Source organism: Vibrio sp. 1F279 (assembly GCF_041439815.1).
Lineage (GTDB): Bacteria > Pseudomonadota > Gammaproteobacteria > Enterobacterales > Vibrionaceae > Vibrio > Vibrio tasmaniensis_A.
Window position 1 is genome coordinate 1 of sequence record NZ_JBGOOU010000052.1, and the last position, 23299, is coordinate 23299.

The 23299-nt window shown below is 46.8% G+C and carries 28 protein-coding genes; 23 read left to right on the top strand and 5 right to left on the bottom strand.

Features of this window, described 5'->3' with window-relative positions; translation table 11 throughout:
• Positions 1-173: 173 nt before the first annotated feature.
• The 20 genes from ACED60_RS23480 to ACED60_RS23575 all read left to right on the top strand — a co-directional run bounded on the left by ACED60_RS23480 (position 174) and on the right by ACED60_RS23575 (position 17646).
• The gene (locus tag ACED60_RS23480; RefSeq protein WP_102258053.1) at positions 174-545 is read left to right on the top strand and encodes a hypothetical protein; all 372 of its coding nucleotides are present in this window, start codon (positions 174-176) and stop codon (positions 543-545) included.
• Between the two features lie 173 nt (positions 546-718).
• A complete protein-coding gene (locus ACED60_RS23485) occupies positions 719-1021 on the top strand; it encodes a type IV conjugative transfer system pilin TraA (RefSeq protein ID WP_102258054.1) in 303 nt (100 codons plus the stop codon).
• A 41-nt stretch (positions 1022-1062) separates the two neighbouring features.
• Positions 1063-1368, top strand: coding sequence for a type IV conjugative transfer system protein TraL (traL, locus tag ACED60_RS23490; protein WP_016800278.1), 306 nt, complete (start codon positions 1063-1065; stop codon positions 1366-1368).
• A complete protein-coding gene (traE, locus tag ACED60_RS23495; RefSeq protein ID WP_016800277.1) occupies positions 1368-1928 on the top strand; it encodes a type IV conjugative transfer system protein TraE in 561 nt (186 codons plus the stop codon). Before traL ends, traE begins: the two co-directional genes overlap by 1 nt.
• The gene (gene traK, locus ACED60_RS23500; protein ID WP_016800276.1) at positions 1925-2650 is read left to right on the top strand and encodes a type-F conjugative transfer system secretin TraK; all 726 of its coding nucleotides are present in this window, start codon (positions 1925-1927) and stop codon (positions 2648-2650) included. The genes traE and traK overlap by 4 nt, the downstream gene beginning before the upstream one ends.
• The gene (locus tag ACED60_RS23505) at positions 2647-2814 is read left to right on the top strand and encodes a hypothetical protein (RefSeq protein WP_371728587.1); all 168 of its coding nucleotides are present in this window, start codon (positions 2647-2649) and stop codon (positions 2812-2814) included. Before traK ends, ACED60_RS23505 begins: the two co-directional genes overlap by 4 nt.
• 86 nt (positions 2815-2900) lie before the next feature.
• Complete coding sequence (locus ACED60_RS23510) at positions 2901-4058, top strand: TrbI/VirB10 family protein (protein ID WP_371728588.1); 1158 nt, start codon at positions 2901-2903, stop codon at positions 4056-4058.
• 11 nt (positions 4059-4069) lie between these two features.
• Positions 4070-4450: a type IV conjugative transfer system lipoprotein TraV gene (traV, locus tag ACED60_RS23515; RefSeq protein WP_016800273.1), complete on the top strand. Its 381-nt coding sequence runs from the start codon at positions 4070-4072 to the stop codon at positions 4448-4450.
• A gap of 4 nt (positions 4451-4454) precedes the next feature.
• Entirely contained in the window at positions 4455-6998 is a 2544-nt protein-coding gene (gene traC, locus ACED60_RS23520; RefSeq protein ID WP_016800272.1) for a type IV secretion system protein TraC, read from the top strand.
• Positions 6995-7342 carry a TrbI F-type domain-containing protein gene (locus ACED60_RS23525; RefSeq protein ID WP_371728589.1) on the top strand — a complete coding sequence of 116 codons (348 nt, stop codon included), beginning with the start codon at positions 6995-6997 and terminating at the stop codon, positions 7340-7342. The genes traC and ACED60_RS23525 overlap by 4 nt, the downstream gene beginning before the upstream one ends.
• A 4-nt stretch (positions 7343-7346) precedes the next feature.
• Positions 7347-8069, top strand: a complete 723-nt coding sequence (gene traW, locus ACED60_RS23530; RefSeq protein WP_371728590.1) for a type-F conjugative transfer system protein TraW — start codon at positions 7347-7349, stop codon at positions 8067-8069.
• Positions 8070-8080: 11 nt separating this feature from the next.
• Positions 8081-9082 (top strand): conjugal transfer pilus assembly protein TraU, encoded by a 1002-nt coding sequence (traU, locus tag ACED60_RS23535; protein ID WP_371728591.1) that lies wholly within the window; start codon positions 8081-8083, stop codon positions 9080-9082.
• A 12-nt stretch (positions 9083-9094) separates the two neighbouring features.
• Entirely contained in the window at positions 9095-9781 is a 687-nt protein-coding gene (gene trbC, locus ACED60_RS23540) for a type-F conjugative transfer system pilin assembly protein TrbC (RefSeq protein WP_017082646.1), read from the top strand.
• Positions 9778-11538 (top strand): type-F conjugative transfer system mating-pair stabilization protein TraN, encoded by a 1761-nt coding sequence (gene traN, locus ACED60_RS23545; protein ID WP_017082647.1) that lies wholly within the window; start codon positions 9778-9780, stop codon positions 11536-11538. The genes trbC and traN overlap by 4 nt, the downstream gene beginning before the upstream one ends.
• A 24-nt stretch (positions 11539-11562) precedes the next feature.
• Complete coding sequence (locus ACED60_RS23550; protein ID WP_016799995.1) at positions 11563-11766, top strand: hypothetical protein; 204 nt, start codon at positions 11563-11565, stop codon at positions 11764-11766.
• A 12-nt stretch (positions 11767-11778) separates the two neighbouring features.
• Positions 11779-12588: a type-F conjugative transfer system pilin assembly protein TraF gene (gene traF, locus ACED60_RS23555; RefSeq protein ID WP_371728592.1), complete on the top strand. Its 810-nt coding sequence runs from the start codon at positions 11779-11781 to the stop codon at positions 12586-12588.
• A 15-nt stretch (positions 12589-12603) separates the two neighbouring features.
• A complete protein-coding gene (traF, locus tag ACED60_RS23560; protein WP_371728593.1) occupies positions 12604-13041 on the top strand; it encodes a conjugal transfer protein TraF in 438 nt (145 codons plus the stop codon).
• Positions 13038-14399 carry a conjugal transfer protein TraH gene (locus ACED60_RS23565; protein WP_102257493.1) on the top strand — a complete coding sequence of 454 codons (1362 nt, stop codon included), beginning with the start codon at positions 13038-13040 and terminating at the stop codon, positions 14397-14399. The genes traF (ACED60_RS23560) and ACED60_RS23565 overlap by 4 nt, the downstream gene beginning before the upstream one ends.
• 12 nt (positions 14400-14411) lie before the next feature.
• Positions 14412-17111: a conjugal transfer protein TraG N-terminal domain-containing protein gene (locus ACED60_RS23570; protein WP_269461134.1), complete on the top strand. Its 2700-nt coding sequence runs from the start codon at positions 14412-14414 to the stop codon at positions 17109-17111.
• A gap of 88 nt (positions 17112-17199) precedes the next feature.
• The gene (locus ACED60_RS23575; protein ID WP_054542773.1) at positions 17200-17646 is read left to right on the top strand and encodes a hypothetical protein; all 447 of its coding nucleotides are present in this window, start codon (positions 17200-17202) and stop codon (positions 17644-17646) included.
• 167 nt (positions 17647-17813) lie between these two features.
• Here the strand turns inward: ACED60_RS23575 and ACED60_RS23580 are convergent, their stop codons facing one another.
• Positions 17814-18086 (bottom strand): helix-turn-helix domain-containing protein, encoded by a 273-nt coding sequence (locus tag ACED60_RS23580; RefSeq protein ID WP_231904329.1) that lies wholly within the window; start codon positions 18084-18086, stop codon positions 17814-17816.
• Positions 18087-18417: 331 nt separating this feature from the next.
• Here ACED60_RS23580 and ACED60_RS23585 point away from each other — a divergent pair, with 331 nt between their 5' ends.
• The 3 genes from ACED60_RS23585 to ACED60_RS23595 all read left to right on the top strand — a co-directional run bounded on the left by ACED60_RS23585 (position 18418) and on the right by ACED60_RS23595 (position 20547).
• Positions 18418-19239, top strand: a complete 822-nt coding sequence (locus ACED60_RS23585) for a restriction endonuclease (protein WP_137001392.1) — start codon at positions 18418-18420, stop codon at positions 19237-19239.
• A 406-nt stretch (positions 19240-19645) separates the two neighbouring features.
• Positions 19646-20089 (top strand): antitoxin Xre-like helix-turn-helix domain-containing protein, encoded by a 444-nt coding sequence (locus ACED60_RS23590; protein WP_016800265.1) that lies wholly within the window; start codon positions 19646-19648, stop codon positions 20087-20089.
• The gene (locus ACED60_RS23595; RefSeq protein ID WP_016800264.1) at positions 20086-20547 is read left to right on the top strand and encodes an RES family NAD+ phosphorylase; all 462 of its coding nucleotides are present in this window, start codon (positions 20086-20088) and stop codon (positions 20545-20547) included. Before ACED60_RS23590 ends, ACED60_RS23595 begins: the two co-directional genes overlap by 4 nt.
• A gap of 200 nt (positions 20548-20747) precedes the next feature.
• Here the strand turns inward: ACED60_RS23595 and ACED60_RS23600 are convergent, their stop codons facing one another.
• The 4 genes from ACED60_RS23600 to ACED60_RS23615 all read right to left on the bottom strand — a co-directional run bounded on the left by ACED60_RS23600 (position 20748) and on the right by ACED60_RS23615 (position 23258).
• A complete protein-coding gene (locus ACED60_RS23600; protein WP_102257488.1) occupies positions 20748-21347 on the bottom strand; it encodes a Fic family protein in 600 nt (199 codons plus the stop codon).
• Positions 21337-21489: a hypothetical protein gene (locus tag ACED60_RS23605; protein ID WP_016800262.1), complete on the bottom strand. Its 153-nt coding sequence runs from the start codon at positions 21487-21489 to the stop codon at positions 21337-21339. The genes ACED60_RS23600 and ACED60_RS23605 overlap by 11 nt, the downstream gene beginning before the upstream one ends.
• Positions 21490-22002: 513 nt before the next feature.
• On the bottom strand, positions 22003-22776 hold the full coding sequence (locus ACED60_RS23610) for a hypothetical protein (protein ID WP_133148840.1): 774 nt from the start codon (positions 22774-22776) through the stop codon (positions 22003-22005).
• Positions 22777-22994: 218 nt separating this feature from the next.
• Positions 22995-23258 carry a hypothetical protein gene (locus ACED60_RS23615; RefSeq protein WP_371728594.1) on the bottom strand — a complete coding sequence of 88 codons (264 nt, stop codon included), beginning with the start codon at positions 23256-23258 and terminating at the stop codon, positions 22995-22997.
• Between the last annotated feature and the right edge of the window lie 41 nt (positions 23259-23299).

The following is a 23299-nucleotide window of genomic DNA, read 5'->3' on the forward strand; positions in this document are numbered from 1 at the left end:
CTGGTTGAGTGGTTCAACAGAGTTACTTGGGAATACCAGACACCACATCCTTTGGGTGTGCGCATTCTACTACAAGAATGCACAAGCCAGTTTGTAGCACGGCTCTTGAGAGAGAGCCCATTGTTTTGTTCTTTTAAAAGAGCAAAACAATGTCCTTAAAAGGAGTTTGAATAATGCAAATTGTATACGGATATTGTCGTGAAGATGAGGCGGGGAATTTATTGGACCGCTTTGTTAAACAAGGGGATTTTGTCAGCTTCAAAGAACTGGGCTCAGTCGGGCGTGAATACATGGCATTTGCTGCTTTGTTGCCTTTTACTGACCGCCTCCCCTTTCCTTTCTATTGGAAGGGCGTTCATTTCGTTTCGGTTCAAAAACACACCCAATCAGTCCGTCAACTCACGCCACCACCATCAAAAAATGCTCGCAAAAAACATTATCGTAAACTCAAGAACACGATAATGACCCCTCAAAATTGGAAACAACACGTCAGTCGCAATCGCGGTTTGAAGTATGTAAACGCTTCCTTGTTGCCTTTAATGTAATCAAGAAGCGCATGGGACTCAACGGCAACATCTTAACTCATGCGGTTTAAAGCCTGCCCAAAAGTCTGACGAACGAACAACGTCCATTTTTCAACCCACCAGATGCACGACACCCCTTTTGATAATGGCGGTGCGATGTCGTGCCTCTTTTATCTACATTTAAAGGTAACCAAATGAAAAATAAAACATCACGCTTTCACTGCCCTCTTACGTATTGGCGTTACGTCTGCACGCTTATGGCCGTCTACTTTGCTTGTGCGTCACCCGCTTACGCCAATGACCTCTTTGCCAGTGGTAAAGATACCGTAACCAACACGGTCGGAACGGGGTCTTCTGGCGAGTTCTACATTTTAGTGGCAGGCCTAATTGGCGGCATCATCGTGGGCATCATGCAAAAGAACTGGGTGGGTGGCATCATCGGCTTTTTCGTTGGCGTGGTGTTCTGGGAAGTTGGTAAAGGGTTTGTAGGCTTATAAACCACATAAGGAGAGCGCGAAACTATTCGCCCTATTTCACCATGGATCATCAAGACAAACAAACCCTCTTCGCTTTTCCAAACTACTTACAAACCGACGTCAAAATAGTCGGATTTCCAATCGATGAAATACTCCCTTCTATCTTGTTGTTTTTGATGTTGTTCAACATCAATCGGTTGGTCGCGGTCGCCGTGTGTATCGGATTTTTCCTCACCATTCGCAGCTTAAAAGTCCGACACGGCCCCAAATTCATCATTCACTTCATCCACTGGTATGGGGATGACACAGCGAATAAAACCATTTTTAAACGCACGCCCCCCGCCACAAAAAAATATTGGATTTACTGATGCTCAATGAACATAACGGCGAGGCGCTTAAAGCGGCTCGCTTTATCAATTACGTCCTCACCGCGGTGGTGTTGATCACCGCCTTAGGAACCGCTGGGTTGAGTTTTGCTTTATTAAGCCAAAACCAAGCGGAAAAGCGCACCTTCGTGCCACCTCATATCGACCGAGCGTTTACGATCTCAAGCGATGCGGTTGATGAAGCGTATCTTTCTATGATGGCCGATTGGTGGATACACCTAAAATTTAATGTCACGCCCTCTAACGTTAAACGTCAATTCAACTTACTCATTACCTACGTGCCGCCTAAATACTGGAGCGGCTTACAAGACAAGTTGATGCGAGAAGCCGAATTTATCATCGAGAACGACGTCACCAGTTTTTTTGAAGTTGACACGCTGTCTATCAACCTGAATGAAATGAAAATACGGGTCAAAGGCACGCTCAACAAAACCATCGCGGGGCGCACACTTGACCCTGAGCCCGTGACTTATCTACTCCAAGCCGATTACTCAAGTGGCTTGATTGAACTTCACACCATCGCCCAAGAGATACCGTTATGAAAATACGCTTGATTTATGCTTTTTTTGGTTTGTTGTTACCCATCATGAGCCACGCCCATACGATTGACGCAAAGACCTACTATTTTGAGCAAAATGATACCATTGTGTTGCCCTTATCCTCGGTCAACACCAACCGTTTAGTAGTGAAAGACGACAAGATATTAAACCTTCATTGCCCTAGAGGGTTTTGTCTCGCTAAAGCCAATCAACGAGACCAATCGGGCTCTATTACCGTCAAACTCAACATCGCCTTGCCTTTTACCGCGCACGTCACCACAGAGAAAGGTCAAAATTTCTCGCTTTTTATCAACCCTAAAGCCGTCCCTGCGGTGGTGAATGAGTTTATTCCGCTTCGCTCTACTGCAGAGAAAAGTGTCTTTGAAAAAGATCTCGAATACCCTTTGGCCTTGGGGCAACTCACCAAACAAATGATACATTGGCAGCGTTCAAAGACGCCTATCCCAGGGTTTCGTGTCCATCCGATTGACCCCGAAACCCTCCCCAAAGACACGTCGCCACTGGCCATTATTCCGCAGACCCTTTTTGTAGGCCGCCCCTTCTCAGGGCTTATTTATCAAGTTAAAAACCAATCCAATGACACCGTCACTCTGACCGAAGCGCAATTTTACAGTTACGCCAGTCGGAGCGCCTCACTTGACCGTTATACCTTACCCCCAGGTGAATCTACACATCTGTACATCATCACAGGAGGTCGCGAATGAAACGATTGAAACAGTGGCTTTTTAGAGAGTCAGACTTAGAGGATGGAGTGCTCGCCAATGACCAAAGTAAGCAGCGTAACCAAATACTCAGCCTGTTAGCCGTTGCGCTCTTAGTCGCAGTTTTTTTGCGTTTAAAGCCTTTAAACAACCTCGAACCTCGCTAGATACTGCGAAAGAAGTCGTTGAGCCAGCCCCCAATTTTGGGGAAATCATTACTGATGATTTTACCGACAAAGACAACCGCTCAGCCTTGACCTTACAAGGTCAAGACATTGAAGACGTCAAAGAGAAGATGGAAAACCTCAATCGAGACGTCGATCGTTTGATGACGAGCAACGAAAATACGATTTCGCAAATGAAGAAAGAGAACGAGATCTTACGCGAGGAATTACGCCAACATCAAGAAGCGCAACGCACCATCGCCTTGCCATCAACCCAATCGCTACCCTCAAAGGAAGCCGGTCACCTCACCGTCATGGGAGAGCCTGCGCCGTTTGGCTCGCGCCCACTTCCTCCCAAACCTTTGCCCTCTTACGCCACTAATGATCTGCAAAAAGAGAGCTTTCAATACAGCAAAGCCGATAAGGCCTCGTTTGATGACCAAGGGCAAGCGTTTGACTCGTTTGATTTTTTTTGGACAGCCTCCTCAGAGTCAGCGTACCAACGAACCGTCGACAATTACGTCCCGTCGGGCACCTTTGTGACCGCCAAAATCACCGGTGGCGCCGATGCCAATGCCGGGGCGTTCGGCCAAAGTGATACCGCCCCCATCGTGTTTCAAACCGTGCATGAAGGCGTGTTGCCCAATGGAGAAAAGAGCCACCTCAAAGACTGCACCATCATTGGGAGCGTGTACGGTGACCTTTCTTCCAATCGCGGCGTGGCGCGCACTCATACCCTCAGCTGCATTCGGGACGGTCGAATTTTAGATATCCCCGTTCAAGGCACCGTCTTTAACTTTGGGCGCAATGGCATCCGTGGCACCTCGATTTTACGTAACGGCAAAATCGTCCAAATGGCGGGGATCTCAGGCATCTTAACCGGACTGGGTGAGACCGGGGCGGGCTTGGCCAGCACCACCTCAACCTCAGCGCTTGGCTCAACGTCGAGCCTCAACAGCAAGGATGTGGGATTAAGTTTATTGGGCAATGCCACCTCGGACGTGGGGAGTAAGCTTTCGGATTACTACATTGCCTTAGCCGAGTTATATCACCCCTTCATCGAAATCAATCCAGGGGGCATCGTGAATATCGTCTTTACGAAAGGGTTCCCTCTGGATGATGAGGAAGCGATCAAACGCTATGTTGATCATCAGACAAAAGAGCAAGAGCAAGCAAAACCAGACACCCTTTTAGAAACCATCACACTCAACCCTCTCGCGGCAGAAGTTAACCAACAATTAAATTAAGGTCGGCTTTTATGACTATCAAACTTTTCACAGCGCTGCTTATTAGCCTACTAGCAGGTTGCTCTGCGGGCTTTCAAGATGAATTTAGTTGCCAAAAAATCGGCGGTATACCCGGCTGCGCCAGCATGGATGACATTCGCAACATCTCGACACACCCAACAACACAACAAGTCGCCGAGGCTAACGTCCTGGCTTCCCACCCTTTTGCCTTACTGCCAAGACGCACCCGTGAAGGCCATCCTATTCGAACCCAAGACACGGTTAGGAAGGTGGTGATTTTTCCCTTTACTTCGGATGACACCACCACTTACCTCGACACAATGGATATTTACATTGTGTTAGACGAGTCTACCTGGACAGGTCGCCCTGTTCAGGCTATCAAGAAGGATTAACGCCATGGGCGTCTCAAAAGATTTAAAGGGTTTTTATCAAGAAGCCAAACGTGAATATAACCACCTTCATTCTGAACTGCCTTACCGCACTTTTGATGCGCAGCACAGCCTCTTTCATAACAAAAAGGGCGTAGGATTTGGATTCAAATTGAGCGTCTTAACGGGGGCGAATGACGACATGGTGGAGGCATTTAACCGTCTCATCATGGATTTACCGCCTGGCCATAAATGGGATTACCATTTTTCCATGATGGGCCACAACCACGTGAGTCATTTGATTGAGCAAAATACCGCCTTGAAATCCGCTCGTGCGGGTATTTGCAGTGAATTAGCAAAACAAGAAGCCGATTACGCCAACTTTGCGGCTCACCACGGCTTTTTTCATCGTCAGAAGCATTACTTTGACATCAAAGATTACAGCGCGTGGTTGTTTGTCTCCAGTACGGACGATGTAGATAGTGTGTTGGATTGCAAAGAGGCGCTCACCACGACTTTATCCCAAATTGGACTGGAGCTCACGCCGCTTACCCCCGAAGGCTTAATCAACTACGTCGAAGGCATTCTCAATTTTGACCCCACACAAACCGCCCCTCGCGGATCTGACTACGCACCAGAAGCGTTGATCTACAAACAAGTCCTCTCTCCTGATACCGAGTTTTTAACTCGCCGACATTACACCGACGTTCGCTTTAGTAACCGCCAACATCAAACGGTGACCTCGCGGATCATTTCATTGGGTTTACGCAGTACACCTCGAACTTTCCGCCTTTACGCCTTGCCCGATTGTTTTGCGTCCTTAAAGAGCGTGGCCAAAAATGTGCAATGTCCACACCTCATGACCCTCAATTTTCGCCATCAAGAATCGGGCAGTTTTGCGACCAAAAATGGCGGACGCATTGGAGAGCTGGAAAAAACACTCAAGTCCCCGATGGCATTTTTCTTCCCTCAAGCGAAGAAAGAGCAGAGCGAACGCGAGCAAATTCGAGATGAAATGTCGGATGGCATCAACAGCATGGCATACATGCACCTGACGCTGACGTTATTTACCAACAAAAAATCCGAGCGACTGCATCGCACTACGGCCATTAACGCCTTTCGCTCTGGCGGGATTGATTTACAAACCGTCTCGATGCTGCAAAGCCAAGCGCTCATGACGACCTTACCGTTCATGATGACCGATGGGTTTTGGGCCGATTGCGACCGTGCTGGACGCATTCAAACCGTAAAAACCGGCAATGTGGCCAACCTCTTGCCTCTTGTGATGGACGTAAAGAATTTCAGTGGCGGCATGATGCTTCCCACCATGCGCCAACAAGCCTTTTGGTTTAATCCGTTTAATTGTGGCTCAGATAACTACAACATCGCCCTGACCGGAGGCTCCGGGGCAGGAAAATCCTTCTTTGTGCAAAAGCTCGCCGAAACCCTCTTTGCCATGAACGGTAAAATCTGGGCGTTAGATAAAGGAAAGAGCTTTAAAAAGCTCACCTTGATGCTTGGCGGCCGCTACATGACGGCTGAGAAGATTTACCTCAATCCATTCACTCACCTGGAACGCATTGCCATGGGGGATGACTATACCGATGAAAAAGGCGAACAGGTCAACCCTCTCAAGGAAACGCTGCACACCATCACCGGACTCTTTGCGACCATGGCCTGCCCCACACACGAAATGGGAGATTTTGAAAAATCGGTCCTCGGTGATTGCATCATTGCGGCTTGGCAGGCACACAAAAGCGAGACGTTGGTTGACCATGTGCAAGAAGCGCTGTTTGCGGCGGCCGAAAAACAAGGCGGTGATCGCCGCCTTTCTGATATCGCCATGCAACTGAATAAATACCGCTCAGAGGGGATCTACGGTGACACCTTCAATAAACCGTCCATGCTGGATCCCAATGTCCACTTTACCACCATTGAACTCGACGGATTTCCCTCGGACATCATGCGACCGGTGATTTTTGCGCTGATGTCGAGCATCACTCAGCAGATGTACCTTTCAGGCTCCCGTTCAACGCCGAAGATGTGCATCATTGAAGAGGCGTGGTCTCTGATGGCTGGCTCTAATGCACAGGCACAAGAATTCATCAATACCGGTTATCGCACCGCCCGAAAATTTGGGGGTTCGTTTTGCACCGTGACGCAAGGGATTGAGGATTTTTACAGCACACCTGAAGCGCTCGCTGCGTTCAATAACTCCGACATTCACATCACTCTGCGTCAAGGCAGTGGATTGGCGAAATTCATCAAAGACAATCCTTCACACTTTTCACCCTATGAGCAATTTGTCATCAAGAGTTTTGAAAAGTCCTCCATCGCCGGTTACAGCTCTGTCATGCTAAAAACCGGTGATGTAACGACCTTTCATCGCTTGTTTGCCGATCCTTTTACTCGTGCGTGCCTTTCGACAGAGCCGCATGAGTTTGAGTACTGTGAAACCTTGATGAACCAAGGCGTCCCACTCATGGATGCGGTCAATCAAACCGCAGAGCATTTTTACGGACCAGAAATTGAGATCTTCAACACCCTCATCTATGGTAAGGAGGCCAAATGAAATCCATCCGTCACACACGTCTTGTCGGTGCCCTGTTTGCCATAGTGTTGATGATGTTCACGCTGCTGGCCGTCAAGCTCAACACCGCCCCTCAAATCGTGGTCTTCGATATCGAACAAACGTTAGCGCAATATCAAGACCAACTCATTGAAGCCAACCTCAGCGATCAGGAGCACAGCGCGCAATTGGCGACCTTTGATACGGAACTCAGGCGGCTCTTGAAAGAATACGCGCAAGCGCACCATCTCGTGATTATCGTGCCAGGCGCGCTCATCAGCGGCGCACCGGATAGAACCACCGAGATCCAACATTACGTTATTGAGGCGCTTAAAAAGGAGTCATGATCTTATGATTGTTCACGGGCATTCATTCATCAAACCAACAGCACTCTCAAAGGTGCTCGGTCTCACTTTACTTGCCATCGCCCCCACCGCTCTTAGTCAACAATTTGGGCGTCAAGGCGAACTTTTCCCTATTGCAGAGGTAGACATGTTGCAATGGATTAACAGCAGATTGACACACTTAGAAGCCACGGGAGAAACCGCAAAGATGCAACAGCAGTTTGTGAAGAACGTAGAAAATAACGTGCGAAGACCCCCTCCCGTTAAAGGGTTGACCGCCACCACCGCGCCCAACACCTTTTACATCGACCCATCATTAAAGCTGGCCACCGATATCAAAGATGCACAAGGTAACCTCCTTTATGCTAAAGGCCTCGTCATCAACCCTTTTGATACCGACACTTGGCCAGTCGACATTCCCAAACAATCATTCGATTACTCGTATGTGATTGTCTTTCTTGATGGTGACGACCCAAGCCAGCGCGCTTGGGCTAAACAATACCGCGCAGATAAGCCGATAAAATGGACCCTCACCAACGGCAGTCCAGAAAACGTCGCCACGGAGTTTGACGCCCGAATTTATTTTGACCAACAAGGTCACTACAGCCGTCAATTTCAACTCTCACACATTCCCGCTCTGATTGAACAAGACGGAGCGCGGTGGAAGATCACAGAGATCGATGTGACGCCGTTCACCACCATAAACAAGAGTGCGACGAACACAAAATAAGGAGAAAGACCTTGAGATCCCATGGGTTATTACTGCTTGGTTTGTTCCTATTTCCTTGGCAAACCCAAGCTCAATCCGCCGCTTGTACGGGGCATTTCTTAAATCCATTGTCTGATATTTGTTGGGACTGCCTATTTCCTATGACACTGGGCAGTGTGCCTCTCATTAGCTCGACATACCCTGACACCGCCAACCCAAGCATGCCGATCTCCTATTGTCCTAAACCCCCGCCCATTTTTATGCAAATTGGCTTAAACATTGGGTATTGGGAGCCGTATTCCTTGGTGGACGTGACGCGAGTCCCTTATTGCATGGTCAACATGGGGATGCAGTTGAGTAATGACAATAGCCAACAAATAGGAGGCTCGCAGCACGACTCAAGCAGCAAAACCAGCGGCAATGCTTTTTATCACGTGCATTGGTACAAATATCCGGTGATTTACTGGCTACAACTGATGCAGTCGGCCGCCTGCATGGCCACGGATAATTTCGATGTGGCCTACCTCACCGAGCTTGACCCGTTTTGGGATGATGATGAGATGTCGTTCATTCTTAACCCCGAAGCCATTTTGTTTGGCCACCCCATCACGCAGCTCTCTTGCATCACCGAAGCCATGGCGACCACCACCGGGCGCGTTTTGCCTTTTGATGCGCTTTTTTGGTGTTTAGGCTCACAAGGCAGCGTCTACCCATTAACCGGTAATAGCGCTTACTCTCAGACCGGCCCTCAAGTTGGCACACTGATGTTAGAGCGTTTTAATTTTAAAATGCACAGGCAAGGCATTGTGTGGGAAACCCGGGGCGAAGATGGCGCAATCTGTTACCAATGGCCAGAGCCTATCTTGCCGAAAAGTCGCTATCGCTATCAATTGTCGGCACCGATTGGTGATGCCGCTCATTGTTATCCCTATGGCACCACCTCGTCACTTTGGGAGCAAGGTAAAGACAACCCAACCACCGGCGGTAACTTTGGTTTTGTGAACTGGCGAAAACGTAATTGCGTATTTTTATAAGGAAATGAGACGATGTCATTTAGCCCAAGAGCCTCATGGCTGTTACTTATTCTGCTGGTTAGCCCTCTCTCACTAGCCGAGAAGGGTTACTCTCAAGAAGAGCTCAAAGCGCTTGCCAAGCAAGAGCAGACCATTGCAGCGCCAACCAATCACAGTGAACTGACCACCTTTCTTGAACGAGGTCAGCAACATAAGCAAGAAGCGTTGTCGATGAATCAACACCTCGATAACGTGTTGCAAGACTCGCCACTGGCGAGTGTTCTTGGGGTGCCTCAGGAAAATCCAAACAAAAAGGCGCAAGGTGTGATGGTGTTTGTGTCGCTTTCCATGCCAGATAACGCGCTTAGACAGCTACTCAAACAAAGTCAGCAATATCAGGTTCCTCTCGTGATACGTGGGGTACTGCCAGAAGGCATGGTACCGACAGCCTCTCGAATACTGAGTTTGTTAGAAGCGGACGACGAAGAAATGGCCATTGATAGCGGTTTTGCCATCAGTCCACAGTGGTTTCGTCAATTTAACATCACCCACGTCCCCGTGTTTGTGGCCATTGGAGAAGCGTGCAATGAAGCGTCTTGCCCGCAAAGTGATTACGACATGGTTCACGGCAACCTCTCCCTTCCTAACGCATTAACGATTTTAAGCCAAGGCGATGTAGGACACATCGCCAAACAAGTGCTCAATAGGAGTTCCCCTTGAATTCGCCCTTTTCACTACTTTTTGTTTTTCTCTCTTTCAGCGCTGCTCTCTTACTCTCCCTTCATACCCTTGCCGCCCCTCAAGAAAACACATTCTACGACAACGTGGAGTGGGCGAAAAACACCCCGAACGAGGCTTACAATGACTCAGAAATGACGCTTAACCTGTCAGACTTCTGCAGCGACAATAATCCAGGGTGTGAAAGCAAAATCCGACAGCCTGATGAAGCCGGGATGACTGATGCACAAATCACAAACCAATCCACGTCGGAGTTTGGCAACAACGAACACGCTCAAGCGATACAAGAGGGGTTTGACAATAATAGTGTCACCATTGACCCAAACGATGATACGTATCGATTCGCCACCCTTGGCATTGAGAACGCCTATGAAATCAGTCATGGTCAGTCTAATCAGTACGTGGATTGTGACAACGCCACGCAATGCGTCATTGATAACATCGCAAAGCAATGCTACCGACCAACTCACAACCCGGTCCCGTGTGACAAAGTCCCCGTCGCCTCCGTGAGCCTTAGTGAAGTGATCTACCGCTGCCCATCCGGCTGGACAAAGCAAGGGGATAATTGCCAACGCCCTCTCTCACAATGCCGACACGATAATCACAATTACGTGAGGCAAACGGGGGGAACAAGAGGGTTTACAGGGTCAGATACCACGTATTTCTGGGATGGGAAGGTTGTCTCTCCCAACCAAGGCTACACGCTTGGCGATTTAAAACAGACCGACCACATTGTCTGGAAAAGTAACGAATCCTGGTATAAACGCTACCAGATTTGTCGCCCCACCACACAAACGAAAAAAGTCACCTTGAGCTGCTCAAACGGATTCTCCTTATCCGGAGGGAACTGCATCAAGAACAACATTACTTGGCGAACAGAATGCAACCTGATGAACTCATGCAAGATCACTCGCCAGCAATGCATTGAAGGTCGAGCCACCCGCATCATTAATGGCATACCGACCACGCTTGATTGCTGGAAGTATCGGGTTGAGCACCAATGCACTCGACCCAATACGTGCAACGTCCTGCCCGCCGATTGCACCACGACGTCAACCCATTGCAGCCTCCAGCAAAACGGTGTGTGCATTGAGGAGAAAGTCAATAAATCCTGCCCACAGCGGCGCTGCAGTGCCACCCAATTAATCTGTGGAGAAGAGAGCTTTTGTCTGGATGGCGATTGCTTTGAAGCCATGGCGACCACTTCAAACCGCTTTAATGAAAGCACCTCAGCCTTAGCCGCGCTCGCAGAAGCCGCTGACGGTATGGGTAACCCACCGAAGATATTTACAGGCAAAGGCATGAAGTGCACAGACGCCGCTTTTGGTTTTGCCGACTGCTGTAAAGACGGCGGTTGGGGCACGAGTATTGGCATAGCCCAATGCAATGATGAAGAGAAAGCGCTCGGTCAAGCCAAAGAGCAAGGCATTACGATAGCCCTTGGCCGTTATTGCGCAGAAAAGGTCTTAGGCGCGTGTATCCGGGAAAAGAAGACCTACTGCGTCTTTGATAGCAAATTGGCGCGCATCATCCAAGAGCAAGGCTCGAAAGGTCAACTTGGCATCAGTCTGGGAACCGCCAAACACCCCATTTGCGGCGCCCTTACCCCCGAGCAGCTTCAAGACATAGATTTTGAACGCCTCGACTTTTCGGACTTCTACGACGACATGCACGGCAACACCAACCTGCCTTCGGCCACAGAAATCCAAGAGCGATTACACAGCGCTTATCGCCATTAACTTAATCAATGATGAGGACATGATATGGATCCCCTACTCCCTTTACTTGTGGCCACCCTGTCGACAACCGGGTTTGCCATCACCCTTATTCGGCATCTTCTGTTCAAACGAAAACTCCATCAGCTCAAGCAAGAAATGATGAGGCACCAACAACAGCGTGGCATTGATGAAGCACTTTGGACGTTATTTCACACGCGCACCCACAAGATGCTGAGTTTCTGGCAATAATGAGGTCACACCATGAAGGACTTATCCACAAAAACGGTGAACAACTCAATTAACCGATTAACAATCAAACCCCTACCGTTAATGTTGTTGGCTTTATTGGCCTTTCACAGTATCGCCGATGAGCCCTCCAAGGGGTGGCGCTGGTATAACGAGACCAAAGCGCCCAAAGTCCCTCCCAAAGAGGAGGAGAGCCTCCCCCCCAACAGCGTCTCTACCGTGATGAGCGCCACCGAGCAGATGCAATGGTTCCACCGCGCGTTTGATGAAGCGTTAAACGATGCCACCATTAACCCAACCGATGAAGAGAAAAATCTAAAATTGATGAAGCTGAAAAAATTCATCGATGGCAAGACCACGCAAACGGGCATGACCTTCAAAAAGCTCATCAACGAACACCCCGAATACTCGTACACCAAAGACCGCCCCACAGAGCAAGCCGCAAGAGCGACGTACTATCAAGGTATCCAACTCAAAAACGAAGCCACTGTGCGTCAATTGGTACAAGAAGGTTGGGGCCTCTACTTCATCTACGAAGGGCAAGACGCCTTATCTCAAACCCTAGCACCCTCAATCCAAGACTTTGCCCACCGGTACCACATCGAACTGGTCGGGATCAGCAAAGACGGTCAGACCTTTGAGACGATTAATGAAAACCGTATTGATAAGACAGGGCGTGTACAGGTGCGCTACACACCGGCTTTAATGCTGGCCAATATCCACACCAAAGCACTCAAGCCCCTCGCCTACGGCTTCATTTCACAAAAAGACTTGCTCTCTCGCTTTCACAACGTCGCGACCAATTACCAAGACAGCGACTTTTAACTTAAGGACGCCCCGATGAACGCTTTTATCCGCACGTTATTGTTGAGTACGCTGATGACGCTCGCCTCAACCTCCCTCACTCAAGCGCAACCCCCTCATGCGATGACAGGCCAATACGCCTTGGTGTTCTTCCATTTTAGTCAGTGCGCTGAGTGTCACCACTTTGCCCCAACCATGAAGCGGCTAGAGCAAACTACTCAACTACCTGTGTACGATTTCTCCTTTGACGGACAACCCATCCCCGGTTACGCGACGCCTATACCGACCAACTCTGACATCACCGCTGCGTTTTTTGGGGATCTCAAAAACACCATTACGCCCGCCACGTTCTTAATCAACGTCAGCAATGGTAAGTACGTGCGTTTGAGTGAAGGCAATGTTCCATACACTGAGCTGCTTAAGAGCTACCAAGCCTTGCGCGCCGATGTGGCCATCATGGAGAGTTTACAATGACGCGACCTACCCTCCTGACTCTCTTAATGAGTCTTTCATGTTCACTTCATGCCGGCGGCTTGGGCGACGCCATGAACAGCTTTTGGGATGACAGCAGTTTTAACAGCAACATCACGAACCCAAGTGCCTATCAGGGTCAATCCGCCACCTATTATAATGCGGGCAGTTTGTTTGCTCGCACCAACATCAAAAACATTCAACTGGCCGCCATCACCTTGCCTTCTGTCAGCGCAGGGTGCGGTGGCATTGACGCCTTTATGGGCGGCTTTTCTCATATTAACTCTGACCAACTGGTGGCTTTTGGTAAAGCCGTCATTGCCAACGCCGTGCCCTTCGCGGTGGATTTAGCGCTGCAAACTTGGGCGCCGAGCATCAAAGAGAATCGGGACAAACTGCAAGCCATTGCTGATCAGTTCCTCACCACCTCGATGAACTCTTGCCAAGTAGCGCAATCGGCGGTCTCTGGTTTAGCGGCCTTTACCGATGGGGAAGCCAAGCGACATGCCTGCGCCACCCTAGGCACGCAAAGCAACGCTTTCGCTGATTGGTTAGAAGCGCAACACGAATGTCGCAACGTCCGTACCAACCAGAGCACACTGGCTAGCAACACCGATGACGCCACGGCGCACGCAGTGAAAGTGAACTTAAATGTGGTGTGGGATGCGCTCATGAAAAGCGCTTACCTTCAAGACAATCAAGAGGTCGCCGAGTTTATCGTAAGCCTCACTGGCACCGTCATTTACGACGCGCAGGGGACGCCAAGCTACATTCCGGCCATGTTAGTGGGTAACGACACCGCCATTAACGCCCTTTTGACCGGAGGGGATTTGGAGGTGTATCGATGCGACAACACCGAGACCTGCCTTTCGATGAGCCTAAGCGCCATCAGCCTAAATGAAAGCCAAGCCTTTAACGCCAAAGTGCGCCACACCGTCGATACGCTCTATGCCCACTTACAATCTGACCAACCTATCACCGACTCAGAGAAGAGCTTTGTTGAACTCAGTGACATTCCTATCTTAGCAATGCTCATTGATGATGCGCACCTCAACCTACAACCAGAAAGCCATTTATACGCTCAAAATATTGCCGCCGATCTCTTGCATGCCTATCTCAACAACATGCTGATGATCGTCAATCAATCCATGACCAACCTCGCTTCGGTTAACCCAACCGACGTCAATCGCACTCTCGAAGGCATCAACAGTGCAAGGGATTACTTACAAACCATTCGAGACCGTCACAAAACAAAATTGAACGCGTACTTAGCCCTCACTGAGCGCTTAAAACGCAAACGAAAGCTCCTTAGCCAATCGGCAAGTGACGCTACCCTATCGAACCTCACCTTTGGCCATTAAAGGAGATCCCCAATGACCTTAGACTTTTATCTCTATGGCGCAGGCCCTCAATTACAACGAGCCTTGAACGCCGTCGCCACTTTTTTTACCACCAACACCTTTGGCTCGTTAATCGAAATCGCCTTACAACTGGCCTTTATCATCAGTGCCACCCTATTTTTTGTGTCTCGAGACGCGAAACATGTGATGCGTTTTATGTTCATTTACTTGGCTATCCCCACTTTTCTTATCAGCATGAAAGCCACCGTCCATATCAATGACGCGCAAAATCCTATGCGCATTTATTACGTGAATAACGTGCCTTACATCGTCGCAATACCCGGTTGGGCGGCCACCACGTTCATGCACGGCTTAACCGAAGGCATTGAAATCGTCTTTAGCAGTACAGAGGATGAAAGCTACAGCTCCTCAGGCATGGTGTTTGGTTCGAATTTATACACGTTGCTTCGTAGCGCCAACGCCGAAACCATTGATCTGCAACGCTATTGGAAAGACTTTTATCACAACTGCATCGTCGGAGACATTCGAATTAACAAAAAATACACCATGCAAAACATCCTGCAAGCACCGGATTTGCTGGGTTTTCTCGCCACAAAATCGATGTCCCCCATTCGTGGGCTCTATAACCCCCAGGGTCAATACAGAACCTGCCGCGACGCGTTTCCTGAACTCACTCAACAATTTGATGAAGAGGCCAATCAAACCATGAATAAACTGGGCGCGTATATCTTGGGACGAGAGAGCAACATCCAATCAACGTTCTTAAGAAACGCCATCGAGAATAGTCACCAAGATTTAATTGGGGTCAGTAACAACGCGGTCGATATTTTAAAACAGAACATGGTCATCAACATGACGCGATGGAACATCGAAAACACGCACCGAGGTATCGCGGCCAACTACGCCTACACCGCCAACCAAATGCAAACCACCACCATGTGGGCCAACATTGGGCTGCAAGCCAAAGAGTTCATTCCAATGATGCACTCGATAGGAGTGATTTTGTTTGTCTGCTTTGGGGCGATCATTGCCATCATTGCCTTGCTGCCACATATGGCGCTGCCTGTCCTTAAAAACTACGTTGGCAGTTTTTTCTATCTGGCCACTTGGCCTATGATATTCACCATCCTCAACGCGATCATGATGTGGTTCTTAGAAGGGGCGACCCAGGGCGCGACACAAGGGTTACGCGGCATTACCCTCTCGAACATGAGCGGCATTGATTACGTCAACACGCGTTACGCCTCCATTACCGGATACTTGATGATGTCCACCCCCGCGATTGCTTTGGCGTTAACCAAGGGCGCAGCGGCCATGATGAGCAGCTTAAACTACCAACTGGCGGGGATGATAAACCAAACCAATGCCCGTACGTCGGCAGCGGCCTCAAGCGGTGACATCAGCCACGGTAATACGCAAATGCAGACCCACACGTTTAATAACGTCAATGGCAATAAGTTTGATACGTCGACATTGCTGAAACAACACGGCAGTACCACTCAAAGCGAAGACGGTCTGCTTTCAACGCAATACGGTGATAGAACGGTGTATGACACTAGCCCTACCGCGTCGAATTTCCAGTGGAATGTCGCCAGCTCTAGTCAATACAGTGAAGCGGTGCAAGACTTGCACACTAGCGCTCAATCCAACCTCTCGACACAACAAACGGCCTTGTCACAAAGCACACAAAGTGGCTCTCAATTGATGGCCGATTGGAAAGAGAGTTATTCTTCAACCCAAGGTTACGGTTTAACTCATGGACACGGTGCAACTGCTGCAGCATCAAAAGGCTTAGAGCAGGTCAGCTCCGCCACTGAGCAAGTCAGTGCGGCAACCGGATGGAGCCATGAGAAAGCGAATGCCTTCTTACACTCTGCGTACGGCGGTTATGACGTGAACGCTGGACTGTCAAGCGGCGCTCTCGGTGACGCCGTAGGGTTTAATGGGAGTGTGAACGCGTCCACGGGACAAAAATGGACACAGGAAGACCGCGAAACGCTCAGCAGCATGAGCAACGAACAACAAAGCCAAATGCAAGCCGCCATCGAATCCTACCGCTCTGGTGCCAACCAAACCATCGATGCGAGCAACCGCCTCACGGCCGACGAACGTAATACGGAGATGGGCACTTACGCCACTGGCTTTACGGCGAACTTTAGTGAGACGCAAGGCTTGATAACGTCCACGACACAAGCTCAACAAGAGGTCGATACGCTCAGTCAAGTCAACAGCCAAGAGCAACGTCATATGGCCAGCCTGACTGAGAAACTGGAAAAGCCATTCCAAGCGTTTGTTGAAAACGGGCTTACGAAAGACGAATCAAGGTACATACTCACAGGTCAGGGCAACGATGCTCGTCAAGCCCGCGCTGATGCCTGGGAATACTTTAAAACAACCGACACGTTTAAAGATTTTGTACTCGCCAGCGTACCAACTCAAGAAGAGCACGAACAAGCCTTTAATCCTGAGCCGACCCAAGCAGAGTGGCAAACGATGGTGGGGGAACAATACAAAGGTAAGGCTCTAGGCAACACCAGCCAAACGGTGCTGGAGCAGCATGAACAACGCGGCGGCACAGAGCGTTATTACAACCCCGACAACCACTCACAAATCGTGGATGAAACTCGCGGTCAATTTGAGAGTACCAGTAACCGTGTTGAGCCACCATCAACCTTGCAGCCAACACAGAAGGAGGACCAAACCCGTTCTTAACCTATAAATAATGGTTAATTATTGAGCAACCCAAGTGAGATATCAAAACAACCTAGTATTATACACTGTATAAAATGGAGGATTAGTAATGAATAAATGGATCGTATTAGGCTTAACCACTTTATGTTCGTTTTCAAGCTTAGCCAATAGTCAAATTCCAGAAATCGACCGCATGAGCAGTGGCAAGAACCCTGCAAATATGCGTTACTACGTTGAGCATTATCGAAATCCCGATAGCCCTGAGTATCGAGATTTATTGATTGGGGTTCGTGTTGCTGCGGATACCATAAATCTTTATACCACGCGCTTAGACTCTCGCAATCAACGTATCGATTATTGCTTGCCCATGAAAGATCCCGCCAATCGCGAAACATTATGGGAATGGAAAACCGAAGAGTTAATGGAGCTGATTAATAATCAAATTGAACATAATATTAAAAAATACGGTAAACCAGGCATTAGCGGCTCTATCGGTTATTACTTAGCAATGGGGCTAAAAGAGCAATACCCTTGCCCAGTGCAAAAGCAATTTTAAGCTATTGGTTTACCCTGCCAAAAGTTATCCGTTCTTATCATGCTGTTCGCTGTAAATCCCCGTGATGTCTCACGGGGATAAATTTAGACCAAGCTACTGACTTGCCGAGTTTTTCAAGGTAATGATGGCTACGCCCTCTGCTGTGTCCTAATAGGCTTGATATATATCTATAGGCTTTCAACCAATCCAAGTTCATTACTTGTAATCTGGTTTAATTTTTTGCTGAAACTCCCCCTGTTGATCCCTAACATCCTAGCAGCCTTTGATTGATTACCACGCGTATGAGTTATCAACTCAGTAAACAATGTTTCTATCACCGTAGGAGTAACCCAAGACATATCAGGGCTAGCTGATTTATTATCAAACCATGTTAGCTCCAATTCTGCTCGGATAAGTTTTTTTAAATAGTCTTTGTTGATTGGGGTTAGTTGGTCATTCATATAAATTGGAGGTTGTTAATCGATTTTATCATGTTGGCAAATTTATCATGAAAGTGCCTTAAAATCCGCTCACTCCCAAATTTGATGTCATGCAGGCTTTGGTTTGTAGTCGCTTGGTGGGCACAGTCATCTTGACTTGAGTATGTCGTCTACTCGACAATTATGAGTTAGAAGTGTTCGGATTCCGAACAAGGAATCCGACTTCAAGCGTTGCCTTCCCTGCCCTAGCTCATCAATAGCTATCATCCTGATAAATATTACCTTACAAACTATACTCATCATCTATCGCTTGTGTTTTAATGCATCTAAACGCTTATCAGGTAATCTTCAAATGGCACGAAAACACGATGGAATCATATGGCACTTAATGGACGCTCCATGGTGGTTAAGCGTAGTACTCTCTGCTTGTATTTATTTTGGGCTTTCATACCTATTGCCTAGCTTGGCCGTGGATAGCAATAATTTCATCTTTGAAGCTATTGCTCCAAACTTGCCCTTGATGGCTCCATATTTTACGTTCTTATTTCTTCTCCCCGCACCGATAGCGTTTTTCAAGCAATATCAGAGGAAAAGAAGCTATCTCAAGACGAACACTCAGATTAAAATTCAGAGGAATACTTCCCCACTAAATCACCTGACTTGGATCGAATTTGAAAGTTACATCGGAGAATACTTTAAGTCTCAAGGGTATGCGGTCAAACAGTCTTTCGCTCAAAAATCTGATGGCGGTGTTGATATTTGGCTTACAAAAGATAGTGAATTAAGCCTTGTACAATGTAAGCATTGGAAAACTCGCAAAGTGGGTGTGCAAATTCTAAGGGAAATGTACGGTGTCATGATCGCGAACAATGCCAGTAAGATGATTATCGTAACTTCAGGAGACTTTACTTCTGAGGCTGTCACTTTTTCTCTAGATAAGCGCCTGTGGCTAGTCAACGGCAGCGAACTAGTACATATGATTGAAGATGGCCGCAGCTTTCAAAATAAACCATCAATATCGCCCCAAACACACAGGGCAGGCGTCGAATCTATGATTTGCCCTAGTTGCCAATCTAAGCTTGTAATGCGTGTTGCTAAGCGAGGAGCTAAATCTGGTATGTCTTTTTATGGTTGCTCTACGTATCCAAAGTGTCGTTATACTTGCGACTGCTGAGTTTTAATCTATTCGCAAAATACGCTTGTTGTAGCAAGTAATCTTTGATGGCCCGAAAGTTGCTGCTGGCATCTATGCTATTTGGCATGGCCAACAACTGATTTATTGCGGTATCTCTGAAAGACAAGGCTAGGTCTGGCAAGATATTGGAGCAATTACCTCTTTTAAACCCTCTCTAGATGAACCTTGTCCAGTTCTGAGTCAGCATGTCGTCGCGACTCATGTTCTCAATCTCTATTGTCTTCCGACAGTTGGAATTGCGGCGTTTCTTTCTCTGGTAAAATAAAGCAGAGAATGCTCTAACTTACTTGTCGCTCTCCAATTTTCCAAGCTATGTACTTGTAAACTTGCCTACCGCAATCATCTGATACATAATGACACTACCATCTGATAAGGAGTTATTGTTATGTCACAAATGCAAGCATTCAAGCCTGTTAAACAGCCAGCTAGCTTTTGGCAGCAAGTAGGTATTCCATCGCGAGGGGTAACCCTTTATGAGTCTGTTCATAAAGGTCTGGATTTTGATGTTTTTGACAAACTAGCCAAGCACTCTAAATTGGAAAAGAAAGAGTTGGCTACCGCTGTTACAATTCCACCAGCCACACTAAACCGCAGATCGAAAGCTGGACGTTTTAACAAAGACGAAAGTGATCGTTTGTACCGTTTTGCTGAGATATTCAACCAAACCATCAACTTGTTTGAAGGTGATATTTTGGCCGCGTGTGAATGGATCAAATCCCCTGTGGTTGGTTTGGGTAATCGCCGCCCTATCGATATGGTTGCCACAACTGCTGAATCAGAGGGTGTGCTAAACCTAATTGGACGATTAGAGCATGGGGTATTTTCTTGATCACTTTGTACCGAATCGTAAAGGAAAAGTGGGAAGAGTCAGCTTTCGATGGCGAAGGCTCCAGACTGTACGGAGGGCGTTGGAATTCTATTGGACGGTCTGCGGTTTATGTTGCTGCGTCAGAGTCACTTGCCATTTTAGAAATCTTGGTTCATCTCAAAAATACCAAAGTACTTGAAAATTATGTCTTGTTTACGTTGGAACTGGATGAAGCCGATGCTTTGGTCCTTGAAAATGACGACTTACCGGACAACTGGAATGAAGAGCCAGCCCCGCTTCAGACAGCCGAAATCGGTGATCAATGGTTATCGAGCTATTCAAGCTTGGCGCTGGCGATCCCATCGGTGATTGTGCCTCGCGAACAAAACTATGTGCTCAACACAAAACATCCAGGTTATCCAAAACTCATCAAAACAGCCAAAAAACACGAAATTTCTTTCGATACGCGGCTTCTATAAATCAGCTATTCCCACTGTAATTGTCCGAGGACATTAAAGTTTGTCAGTTCCAATTTAGTTTGATCTGTTTTTGGCTACATCAAGTTAGACGGCGAAGATAAGTTAAACCACTTTCGCCCCGTTATTTTTCACAGAAAAAAGCGGTTCAACACTCCTCAGCTGAGTTTAGGCGATTAAAACTAATGCAATCGCACAAAAATTCAGTCTTGTTTTTCACTAGATAGAGCTAAACGAAATATTGTAATTAACGGTTCTAAATCGAGTGATACCCCTGCAATATTTGCATCAATCCATTCTTGTTGAGTAATTTTAGGCCACTCGATGGTGTAGCCAAGGACAAATACGAGTTCTTCAAAGAAAAAACGTAAAGTTCGGCCATTACCTTCCCTAAAAGGATGTAACAAATTTAATTCGCAAAATAGACTGGCTAATTCTTGGATAAGATCAGGCAAAGCCAAATTGTCTAACGAAGGGATAATATCAAATAATTTTGAAGCTTCAGCTTCAATCCTAGAAACGGTACAGAATCGAGTGTAGCCTTTAGATATATCCACTTCTCGAACTTGACCTGCCCATTCAAAAATATCTTGGAATAGATGGTGATGTAGACATTTGAGGTGATTGAAGTCTAAATGCTTGATTTCAGAAACATTACTTTTGTATGAAAGGTACCTATAACTCGTAAACTCAACTTCGGCTTTTTCAAGTTCATCCGAGTCAAGTATATTCAATCTGTTAATTAAAACATCAGAATTTGAGTAACAGTATTTGTCCTGATCAGCACCATATTTATCTCGCATACTTGCGTTTTAAATCTTCAATGGTTTGAACGTTCGATTTCTTATTTATCGTCATGCCTTCATAACCCAAACTGGTTTTGAAGTTCTTTAAGCTAGGGGTAAATGTAGCTTTTTGGCGCTTCGGATTTGAGACATTGGCCATATCAATGTTCCTCTTGTTGGTTGCATTAATTGTACATGACTAATCAGCTAATGTCATGAAGTAGCGATTTTCGCAAAGCCAAGTGAGCCGCGCAGCAGCATTCTATTCTAGTAATGTCACTGGCAAAGTTTTATCCAGAGGCTTCATTGGCCTAAAGTTTTACCCGTGGCACTTGTCTCTCAAAGTGCCAGCTAGCTCAGAGCTGCCCCAAAAACGTCACAATCTGAATTTTAACACGTGGCATTTTCTAGCTCGAAAATGCCCCGTTATGAGCTACGACCGATTAGCCTCTCAACTCACAAAAGTATAATTTGACTTAGATTTAATAATTCTAAAATGTAGAAGTAAAGTCAGATACCCCCTCTATTTAAGTGGCCAAATTCAGTGTGCCACAACACTTATGTTATCTAACCGATATGATTAAGTATTTCATGGAAATATTTCTAATTTGATATCAGTAACAATTCATCGTTATTTCTAAGAGCGATAGATCATATTGATCCCAGATACCCATTAAAACCCGACACCAAGAATCTGGCAGTTTTTATAAATATTATCACCATCCCAAGACCAGACCATCGGCTCCGTTTCCATCACTGTGCACGGTTCACCAAGCATCGTTTTGTTTTCAGGCATACTTATAACTCGTTGACCTCTGTACTCCCAAAGGCTACTGTAACCAGAATTCTGTCTCATACTTACAACGTTGGTCATGCCACAGGAGTTTGAAAGAGGTTCACTGGTGTTACGCCAATAGGCGTTTTCGCCACTACCGACTGCGGTGAATTCAAGATCGAAAGTATTTGCGGATAGTTTGCAAGTTTCTTTCTGGGTTTCGACATCAAGCTTCGTCAAATGATGAAGAAAGTCTTTTGCTTCATCCATATTTTTTAATGGGCAGGCAGAATACATTGATTTCCACTGTGAATAGTGATTTTTCTTTCTTTCGTCACTGGTGCTTTCAATTAATTTATTTAAACCTTTAATAATCGAGCTATCACATACCGATGCGTTTAGTTTTTCAAGGCTTTCAACCTCCAATAGCTCAGCATCAATCCTGCTAAGCTTATTCTCAATTTCATCTTGAGAATTGATATGTTGAGATAATGTAATTTGGTTAAAGGTGCATATCATTTTCGTGTCGGTTATAGACTTGCATCCCCCGTTGAGGATTGAATTCATAATATCCCCCGATTTGGGACTTAAATTTAAATAGGAAGGTACTTTTAATGTTTCTGCTTGCGCATTCATGGCCAATGTAGCTAATAACCAATACCAACGACTCATAGGAACGCCTTATTTTTTTGATTTGAGGATTTTTTTGGATGTTACTCAAGTTAAACTTGTTATAGGTATCGCGACTAGTGTGAAAAATCAATACACATGCTATTCATCTGTGTTTGCAATATCGTACTTATTAGAAAAGCCGCAACATACGGCTTGTTTCTTTGGTTCAGAAAAGGCGGTTATGGTAAACCATCATCAGGTTGGAAACCTTAATTGATTTAGTATTGATATACATTTACATCAACTTTAACGGGATCTTTTTTACAAAAAGATATGTACCAAGTTCCGCCTGAAGCTATACACGCAGCCTCTAATTGAGCATCTTCATCTCGCTGTTGTGCTTTTCGTATTGCACGAGCTTGGCGAGAATCAATAGTTCCTTTCTTACATTCCTCATCAGACATATCTAAGCCTCTACGAGCTAATTCCTTAGATACGACTTCCAACGTCGCAGAGCGGTATGCGGGGGGTAAGCGCGTCATGAACCCCGCATTCTAATTAACCGGCACGAAGAATAAGATCA